Annotated in this window: 1 protein-coding gene; it reads left to right on the top strand. The window is 27.2% G+C overall.

The window, feature by feature from the left end; all coding sequences use genetic code 11:
• Window positions 1-184, top strand: a 184-nt coding sequence (locus AAEY87_RS14420) for a hypothetical protein (RefSeq protein WP_350657662.1), incomplete at its 5' end; no start/stop codon positions are given.
• Window positions 185-235 lie beyond the last annotated feature (51 nt).

The following is a 235-nucleotide window of genomic DNA, read 5'->3' as shown; positions in this document are numbered from 1 at the left end:
ACTCGGGGCGATTCATTTATTGGGCTTTGATATAGATACTTCTAGAAAAAAGGATGTTGATGATAGCTTAATATTAAGTAACATTTCAGAGAAAATAATATCTAGTCGATACTCCAAATTCAATAAGGATGATAAAGCAAATTTTATTTCACTAATCATAAACGAGAATAAACATGAAAATTAAAAAAGTTGAAATCCAAGCTTTTAAAGGATATCTAAAAAAAGAAGATAGTAC

It is taken from the genome of Psychrobacter sp. S1-30-MNA-CIBAN-0213 (genome assembly GCF_040309845.1).
Taxonomy (GTDB): Bacteria; Pseudomonadota; Gammaproteobacteria; order Pseudomonadales; family Moraxellaceae; genus Psychrobacter.
Note: the sequence above shows the minus strand (reverse complement) of the source record. Positions and strands in the feature narration are given on the sequence as shown.